This is a genomic window from Streptomyces sp. 13-12-16 (assembly GCF_002114215.1).
Lineage (GTDB): Bacteria > Actinomycetota > Actinomycetes > Streptomycetales > Streptomycetaceae > Streptomyces.
The window spans coordinates 5944-14231 of sequence record NZ_NCTE01000438.1; the positions used below are offsets into that span (position 1 = coordinate 5944).

Consider the following 8288-nt stretch of genomic DNA (forward strand, 5'->3'; position numbering starts at 1 on the left):
GAACGGCACCGAGCCGTAGGCGAAACCGCCGTTGACGAAGCCGGTCTTGCCGCCCCTGCGCTCCGGGTACCACTTCCCGACCATGTTGACGCAGGTCGCGTACACCATGCCCGCGCCCATGCCGCTGAACACGCCGAACCCGATGAAGGCGAGCGCGACGTGCGGCGCGAACGCCAGCGACAGATAGCCGAGCAGCGTGCCGGCCGAGCCCAGCATCATCGCCCACCGCGCGGGCAGTCTGCCGCTCTCCCGCAGCCGCCCCGCCGGGAAGGCGACCGCGGCCTGGCAGAACACCCAGGCGGTCATCATCCAGTAGATGCTGCCGCTGGACCAGTGGTGGGCCTCGTGGAGCGTGTCCTCGGCGGACGCGAACGCGTACTCGGCGGAGGAGATGCCCATCATGCCGATCCAGGGCAGGATCACCATCCACTTGCGTTTGCGCCCCATGATGTCGATGTCGGACTCGCCCACGCGATAGACGCGTCCGTTCCTGTCGGTCACCTCCCGGTAGGCGACGACCCGTGTGACATCGGTGGTTGTCATGTCGTTTGCACCCCTAGCGTCGAAAGTTCTGGCCAGCGCCCCCTGTCCAATGCCTTTCGTGCGCGCGCGGGTCCCGGGGCCGGCCGACGCGCACCCGTCGGCCGGCCCCCGCCGCCTCACCTCATGAGCCGCCCCCCAACAACCCCGCGGCCCGCGCCCACCGGTACTTGGCGCCCAGCACGGCCACCGGCTTCTCGGTGGTGTACGGGTACGCCACCACCCCGCGCTCGAAGAGGTACTGGCAGGCCTCCTCCACCTCCACGTCGCCCGCCAGGGACGCCACCACGGGCTTGGAGATCCCGCGCTCCCGGAACTCGGCCACCACCCGCGCGGTGAGTTCCGCGAACACCGGGGGAGGAGTGACGATCGTGTGCCAGTAACCGAGCACCAGCGCGTGGATGCGCGGGTCCTCGAGACCCAGCCGGATCGTCGCCTCGTACGTCGACGGCGGCTCCCCGCCGGTGATGTCCACGGGGTTGCCCGCGGCCCCGAACGGCGGGATGAACTCCCGGAACGCCGCGTCCAGGTCGGGCGGGATCTCCATCAGCGACAGCCCGTTGTCCGTCACCGCGTCCGACAGCAGCACCCCGCTGCCGCCGGCCCCGGTGATGATCACCACGTTGTCGCCCCGCGGCGTGGGCAGCACGGGCAACGCGCGCGCGTACTCCAGCATGTCGTTCAGACCCGGCGCCCGGATGACGCCCGCCTGCCGCAGGATGTCGTCGTACACCGCGTCGTCGCCCGCCAGGGCGCCGGTGTGCGAGCCCGCGGCCCTCGCGCCCGCCGCCGTGCGCCCCGCCTTCAGCACCACGACCGGTTTCTTCGGCACGGTCTGCCGCGCGGCCTCGACGAACGCGCGCCCGTCCTTGAGGTCCTCCAGGTGCATCGCGATGCACTCGGTGTGCGGGTCCTGGCCGAACCAGGTCAGCAGGTCGTCCTCGTCCAGGTCCGACTTGTTGCCCAGCCCGACGATCGCCGACACCCCCGTCCTCGTGGTCCGCGCGAAGCCCAGGATCGCCATCCCGATGCCGCCCGACTGACTGGTCAGCGCCACCCCGCCCTTGACGTCGTAGGGCGTGCAGAACGTGGCGCACAGGTCCTGCCAGGTCGAGTAGTAGCCGTAGATGTTGGGCCCGAGCAGCCGGACGCCGTGCCGCTCGGCGACCGCCACGATCTCGTCCTGGAGTTCGTGCTCACCGGTCTCCGCGAACCCGGAGGGGATCAGCACGGCGTTCGGGATCCGCTTGCGCCCCACCTCCTCCAGCGCCGGGGCCACGAACCTGGCGGGGATCGCGAAGACCGCCACGTCCACCTCACCGGGCACGTCGGTGACACTCCTGTACGCCTTGCGGCCCAGAATGTCATCGGCCTTGGGGTTCACCGGATGGATCTCCCCGGCGAAGCCGCCGTCGACGAGGTTGCGCATCACCGAGTTGCCGATCTTGCCGGGCTCGTTGGAGGCCCCGATCACGGCCACCGAACGCGGCTGCATCAGCCGGCGCATGGAGGCGAGGATCTCCCCGCGCGAGTAGCGGCGCCGCTCCTTCGGCCGTCCGGTGGAGAGGATCACCCGGATGTCGGCGGCGACCGCTCCGCCCGCGGTGGCGATCACCGGGTTGAGGTCCACCTCGGCGATCTCCGGGAAGTCCGCCACCAGGTGCGACACCCGCCGGATCTGCTCGGCGACCGCCCACCGGTCCACCCCCTCCTGACCCCGTACCCCGCGCAGGATCTCCGCCGACCGGATCGAGTCCAGCATCGACAGCGCCTCGTCGGTGTCCACCGGCGCCAGCCGGAAGGTGACGTCCTTCAGCACCTCGACGAGCACCCCGCCGAGCCCGAACGCCACCACCTTCCCGAACGTCGGGTCGGTGACCGCGCCGACGATGACCTCCTGCCCCTTCGGCAGCAGCTCCTGCACCTGCACGCCCTCGATCCGGGCGTCGGGGGCGTACGCCCGCGCGTTCTCGACGATCCGGCAGAACGCCGCCCGTACGTCCGCCGCGCCCTCCACACCGACGATCACACCGCCGGCATCGGTCTTGTGCAGGATGTCCGGCGACACGATCTTCATCACCACGGGCCCGCCGAACCGCGCCGCGCACGCCACGGCCTCGTCGACGTCGGCCGCCAGTTCCTCGCCGGGCACGGCGATCCCGTACGCGTCGGCGATCACCTTGCCCTCGGGCGCGGTGAGCGCGGTACGGCCCTCGGCGCGCACCGCGTCCAGCAGCGCCCGGACCCGCGGCGTCCGGTCCTCGGCCATCACGTCAGATCACCCCGTTCGACTTGAGCAGGCGCAGCTCCTCGTCCCCGAGGCCCAGTTCACCGACGTAGACCTCCGCGTTGTGCTCGCCGAGCAGCGGGGAGGCGACCACGTCCACGGGGGAGTCGGAGAGCTTCAGCGGACTGCCGACGGTGACGAACTCGCCGCGCTCGGGGTGCGGGACGGTGACGACCATCCCGTTGGCGACCAGTGAGCGGTCCTCGATGATCTCCCTGGTGGACAGGATCGGCCCGCACGGGATGTTGTGCGCGTTCAGCCGCTCCAGCACCTCCCACTTGGGCAGCGTCGAGGACCACTCCTCGATCAGCTGGAACATCTTGTTCAGCTTCGGCAGCCGCGCCTGAGGCGTCGCCCACTCGGGGTCGTCGGCCAGCTCGGGCCGGCCGATGAGCTCGCTGAGCGGCTTCCAGCCGACGGGCTGCACGATGACGTACACGTAGTCGTTCGGGCCGCCCGGAGCGCACTTCACCGCCCAGCCCGGCTGCCCGCCACCGGACGCGTTCCCGGAGCGGGGAACCTCGTCGCCGAAGTCCTCGTTGGGATATTCGGCGAGTGGACCATGGGTCAGGCGCTGCTGGTCGCGCAGCTTCACCCGGCAGAGGTTGAGCACCGCGTGCTGCATGGCCACGTTCACCCGCTGCCCGCGCCCGGTGCGCTCCCGCTGGAACAGCGCGGCGAGGATGCCCGCCACCGCGTGCACCCCCGTGCCCGAGTCCCCGATCTGGGCCCCCGTCGCCAGCGGCGGCCCGTCCTCGAAGCCGGTGGTCGACATCGACCCGCCCATGGCCTGGGCGACGACCTCGTACGCCTTGAAGTTGGTGTACGGGCCGTCCCCGAAACCCTTGATGGAGGCGTAGACGATCCGTGGATTGATCTCCCTGACGCGGTCCCAGGTGAACCCCATCCGGTCGATCGCGCCCGGCCCGAAGTTCTCGACCATGACGTCCGAGCGCCGGATCAGCTCGGTGAGGATCTCCTTGCCGCGTTCGGTCTTGGTGTTGAGGGTGATGCTCCGCTTGTTGCAGTTGAGCATCGTGAAGTAGAGGGAGTCGACGTCCGGCAGGTCGCGCAGCTGCTTGCGCGTGATGTCGCCGGTCGGCGCCTCCAGTTTGACGACGTCCGCGCCGAGCCAGGCCAGCAGCTGGGTCGCGGAGGGACCGGACTGGACATGCGTCATGTCGAGGACGCGGATGCCCTCAAGTGCCTTGGGGGTCATGGGCGTGCACCTCACTTGTACATGGTCTGGTTCATGGTTCCGGGGGCGTACGCGTCGGGGTCCACCCAGACGTTGATCAGCGACGGCTTGCCGGACTCGCGGGCCCGGCGCAGCGCGGGGCCGATGTCGGCGGGGTCGCGGACCTCCTCGCCGTGACCGCCCAGCATCCGCGCGAACTCGTCGTACCGGACGTCGCCGAGGGTGTTGCCGACCCGCTCGCGGTCCTTGCCGTACTTGGCGGCCTGGCCGTAGCGGATCTGGTTCATGGAGGAGTTGTTGCCCACGATGCCGACGAAGGGGAGGTCGTAGCGGACGAGGGTCTCGAAGTCCCAGCCGGTGAGGGAGAAGGCGCCGTCGCCGAAGAGGGCGACGACCTCCTTGTCGGGCCGTGCCTGCTTGGCGGCGAGCACGAAGGGGACACCGACGCCGAGGGTGCCGAGCGGCCCCGGGTCCATCCAGTGCCCGGGTGACTTGGGCTGCACGACCTGTCCGGAGAAGGTGACGATGTCGCCGCCGTCGCCGATGTAGACCGAGTCCTCGGTGAGGAAGTCGTTGATCTCGCTGACCAGCCGGTACGGATGGATGGGCGAGGCGTCCGACCGGAGCTGCGGCAGCCGCTTCTCCAGGGCGGTCTGCTCGGCCGCCCGCAGCTCGTCCAGCCACTCCTTGCGCTTGGACGCGCCCCCGTTCACCCGTCCGGAGGCCGCTTCCGTCACCGACCTCAGCACCAGCCCCGCGTCGCCCACGATCCCGAGGTCGATGTCGCGGTTCTTGCCGACGGTGCGGTAGTCGAGGTCGATCTGCACGACCGTCGCGTCGGGGGAGAGCCGCTTGCCGTAGCCCATGCGGAAGTCGAAGGGCGTACCGACGATCACGATGACGTCGGCGCCTGAGAAGGCGTACCGCCGTGACAACTGGAAGTGGTGCGGGTCGCCGGGCGGGAGCGTGCCGCGTCCCGCGCCGTTCATGTACGCGGGGACGTTGAGGGTGCGCACCAGCTCGATTGCGGCCTCGGTGCCCCGGGTCGTCCACACCTGGCTGCCGAGCAGGACCGCCGGCTTCTCCGCGTGCACCAGCAGATCGGCCAGCCTCTCGACGGCCTCGGGATCACCGGCCGACCGGGTCGACGCCCGGTACGCGCCCCGCTGCGGCACGCGCGCCCTGGACACCGGCACCTTGGCGTCCAGTACATCGCGCGGGATCTCCAGGAAGGAGGGGCCGGGGGCACCGTGGTAGCACTCGCGGAAGGCCATGGACACCATGTCCGCCGCACGCGCCGTGTCGGGCACGGCCGCCGCGAACTTGGTGATGGGGCTCATCATGTCGACGTGCGGCAGGTCCTGCAGCGACCCCATCTTGTGCTGGCTGAGCGCCCCCTGACCGCCGATCAGCAGCATCGGGGACTCCGCGCGGAAGGCGTTGGCGACTCCGGTGACGGCGTCGGTCGTCCCCGGACCGGCGGTGACGACCGCGCAGCCGGGCTTGCCGGTGACGCGCGCGTAACCGTCGGCGGCATGGGCGGCCACCTGCTCGTGCCGTACGTCGACGACCTCGATGCCCTCGTCGACGCAGCCGTCGTAGATGTCGATGATGTGGCCGCCGCACAGCGTGTAGATACGGTCGACGCCCTCGGCCTTGAGGGCCTTGGCGACGAGGTGACCGCCTGAGATGACGTCCTGGGTGTCGTCGGGCATGGCGAAGTCCTTGTCCCTTCCTAGGGGGTGGGGAACGCTCTCGCGGTACATTGCATACAGTCGACGAATACTGTATGAAGCTTGTTATCCCGCATCCGATGGGTGGTGTCCAGGGGGTGCGCGGCACTTTTCGGTCGCCGGTCCCGGCCCCTCCCCGGACCTTCCGGCGACTTCGCAGACAGGAGCCGAGATGGACCTGTACGAACACCAGGCAAGGGAACTCTTCGCGGAACACGGCATCGTGGTGCCACCGGCCGAGGTCACCGGATCGCCCAAACAGGCCCGCGAGATCGCGCGCCGGCTCGGCGGCCGAGTCGTCGTCAAGGCGCAGGTCAGGACCGGCGGACGGGGCAAGGCGGGCGGCGTCAAACTCGCCGCCGACCCGGCCGCCGCCGAACTCACGGCACGTCAGATCCTCGGCATGGACATCAAGGGCCACACGGTCGGCACGGTGATGCTGGCCCGGCCCGTCGACGTAGCGGAGGAGTTCTACGTCTCCTACGTCCTCGACCGTGCCGCCGGACGCTTCCTCGCCATCGCCTCCGCCGAGGGCGGCACGGACATCGAGGAGGTCGCCGCGACCCGCCCGGAGGCGGTCGCCCGCATCCCCGTCGACCCGGCCGAGGGAGTCACCCCGGCGACGGCGTCCCGCATCGCCGAGGCGGCCGGACTGCCGCCGCGGACGGTCGACGTGCTCGTCCGGCTGTGGGACGTCCTCGTCCGCGAGGACGCCCTGCTCGTCGAGGTCAACCCGCTCGTCCGCACCGCCGATGACCGCATCATGGCCCTCGACGGCAAGGTCACCCTCGACGACAACGCCGTCTTCCGCCGAGCGCGTCGGGGAGCCGAGGACGGCACCCACCACGACCCGCTGGAAGCCGCGGCGGCCGCCAAGGGCCTCGACTACGTCAAGCTCGACGGCGAGGTCGGCGTCATCGGCAACGGCGCCGGACTCGTCATGTCCACCCTCGACGTGGTGGCCGGCTGCGGAGCCCGCCCCGCCAACTTCCTCGACATCGGCGGCGGCGCCTCCGCGCAGGTCATGGCGGACGGTCTGTCGGTCGTCCTCTCCGACCCGTCCGTGAAGTCCGTCCTCGTCAACGTCTTCGGCGGCATCACCGCCTGCGACGCGGTCGCCGACGGCATCGTCCGCGCCCTGGACACCGTACGGCTGACCAGACCGCTCGTCGTACGGCTCGACGGCAACAACGCGGCCCGGGGACGGGCCGTCCTCGACGGGCGCCGGCACCCGCTCGTCGAACAGGCCACCACCATGGACGGCGCCGCGCGCCGGGCCGCCCACCTCGCCACCGCACCCTGAGGAGACCGGACGACATGGCGATCCACCTCACCAAGGAGAGCAAGGTCCTCGTCCAGGGCATGACCGGCGGCGAGGGCATGAAGCACACCCGGCGGATGCTCGCCGCCGGCACCAACGTCGTCGGCGGGGTGAACCCCCGCAAGGCCGGCCGCAGCGTCGACTTCGACGTCCCCCGGCGCCCGGACGGCCCGGGAGGCGCCCCCGGCGCGATCCCCGTCTTCGGCTCCGTCGCCGAGGGCATGGACGCGACGGGAGCCGACGTCACCGTCGTCTTCGTACCGCCCGCCTTCGCCAAGTACGCCGTCGTCGAGGCCGCCGACGCCGGCATCGGCCTCGCGGTCGTCGTCACCGAGGGCATCCCCGTCCACGACTCCGTCGCCTTCCTCGCCCACGCCCGGCACAAGGGCACCCGCGTCATCGGCCCCAACTGCCCCGGCCTGATCACCCCCGGCCAGTCCAACGCCGGCATCATCCCGGCCGACATCACCAAGCCGGGCCGTGTCGGACTGGTCTCCAAGTCCGGCACGCTCACCTACCAGCTCATGTACGAGCTGCGGGACACCGGTTTCTCCACCTGCGTCGGCATCGGCGGGGACCCCGTCGTCGGCACCACCCACATCGACTGCCTCGCCGCCTTCCAGGACGACCCCGACACCGACCTGATCGTCCTCATCGGTGAGATCGGCGGCGACGCGGAGGAACGCGCGGCGGCGTACATCCGCGACCACGTCACCAAGCCGGTCGTCGGTTACATCGCCGGCTTCACCGCCCCCGAGGGCCGCACCATGGGCCACGCCGGCGCGATCGTCTCCGGGTCGTCCGGTACGGCGCGGGCGAAGAAGGAAGCGCTGGAGGCGGCCGGAGTCAGGGTCGGCGACACGCCCACGGAGGCGGCCCGGCAGGTGCTCGCCGTCCTGAACGCCGACGGCTGAAGCCCTGGGACCCCCCTTTCTCTCGACCGTGCACCGAGAGCGGAGCGAACCGCATGCCACCCACCCTCACCCTCAAATCCGGCACCTCCTGGGCCGACGCCTGGCAGCGCTGCCTCACCGTCGCCCCCGAGGCCTTCCGGGACGACCGCGTCCTCAACCTCTGGAACGCCGCCTGGCAGCCGGACGGCCGGGCACTGCCCGCCGTCAGCCCCGTCGACGGCGGTCCCGTCGCGGGCCCGCCGCGCCTGGACCGGGCCACCGCCCGGCAGGCCGTGCGCGCCGCGCTCGACCAGCA

6 protein-coding genes and 1 pseudogene are annotated in these 8288 nt (G+C 71.0%); 3 read left to right on the top strand and 4 right to left on the bottom strand.

Annotated features, from left to right (window positions below; translation table 11 throughout):
• The 4 genes from B7767_RS18055 to B7767_RS18070 form a co-directional block, all read right to left on the bottom strand.
• On the bottom strand, positions 1 to 543 hold a 543-nt coding region (locus tag B7767_RS18055; protein ID WP_179167184.1), incomplete at its 3' end, for an MFS transporter.
• Positions 544 to 664: 121 nt separating this feature from the next.
• On the bottom strand, positions 665 to 2809 hold the full coding sequence (locus B7767_RS18060; RefSeq protein WP_085573099.1) for an acetate--CoA ligase family protein: 2145 nt from the start codon (positions 2807 to 2809) through the stop codon (positions 665 to 667).
• Positions 2810 to 2813: 4 nt separating this feature from the next.
• The gene (gene frc / locus B7767_RS18065) at positions 2814 to 4046 is read right to left on the bottom strand and encodes a formyl-CoA transferase (protein ID WP_085573095.1); all 1233 of its coding nucleotides are present in this window, start codon (positions 4044 to 4046) and stop codon (positions 2814 to 2816) included.
• An 11-nt stretch (positions 4047 to 4057) separates the two neighbouring features.
• The gene (locus B7767_RS18070; RefSeq protein WP_085573096.1) at positions 4058 to 5740 is read right to left on the bottom strand and encodes a thiamine pyrophosphate-binding protein; all 1683 of its coding nucleotides are present in this window, start codon (positions 5738 to 5740) and stop codon (positions 4058 to 4060) included.
• Positions 5741 to 5930: 190 nt separating this feature from the next.
• Here B7767_RS18070 and sucC point away from each other — a divergent pair, with 190 nt between their 5' ends.
• The 3 genes and pseudogenes from sucC to B7767_RS18085 all read left to right on the top strand — a co-directional run.
• Positions 5931 to 7061 (top strand): ADP-forming succinate--CoA ligase subunit beta, encoded by a 1131-nt coding sequence (gene sucC / locus B7767_RS18075; protein WP_085573097.1) that lies wholly within the window; start codon positions 5931 to 5933, stop codon positions 7059 to 7061.
• A gap of 14 nt (positions 7062 to 7075) precedes the next feature.
• The gene (gene sucD / locus B7767_RS18080; protein ID WP_085573098.1) at positions 7076 to 7993 is read left to right on the top strand and encodes a succinate--CoA ligase subunit alpha; all 918 of its coding nucleotides are present in this window, start codon (positions 7076 to 7078) and stop codon (positions 7991 to 7993) included.
• A 53-nt stretch (positions 7994 to 8046) separates the two neighbouring features.
• Positions 8047 to 8288 (top strand): annotated as a pseudogene (locus B7767_RS18085) (aldehyde dehydrogenase); the annotation flags it as partial.

Bases quoted from the DNA above. Each gene is read 5' to 3' on its own strand.
- sucD (WP_085573098.1), top strand. From the start codon at position 7,076: ATGGCGATCCACCTCACCAAGGAGAGCAAGGTCCTCGTCCAGGGCATG.
- B7767_RS18070 (WP_085573096.1), bottom strand. From the start codon at position 5,740: ATGCCCGACGACACCCAGGACGTCATCTCAGGCGGTCACCTCGTCGCC.
- B7767_RS18060 (WP_085573099.1), bottom strand. From the start codon at position 2,809: ATGGCCGAGGACCGGACGCCGCGGGTCCGGGCGCTGCTGGACGCGGTG.
- frc (WP_085573095.1), bottom strand. From the start codon at position 4,046: ATGACCCCCAAGGCACTTGAGGGCATCCGCGTCCTCGACATGACGCAT.
- sucC (WP_085573097.1), top strand. From the start codon at position 5,931: ATGGACCTGTACGAACACCAGGCAAGGGAACTCTTCGCGGAACACGGC.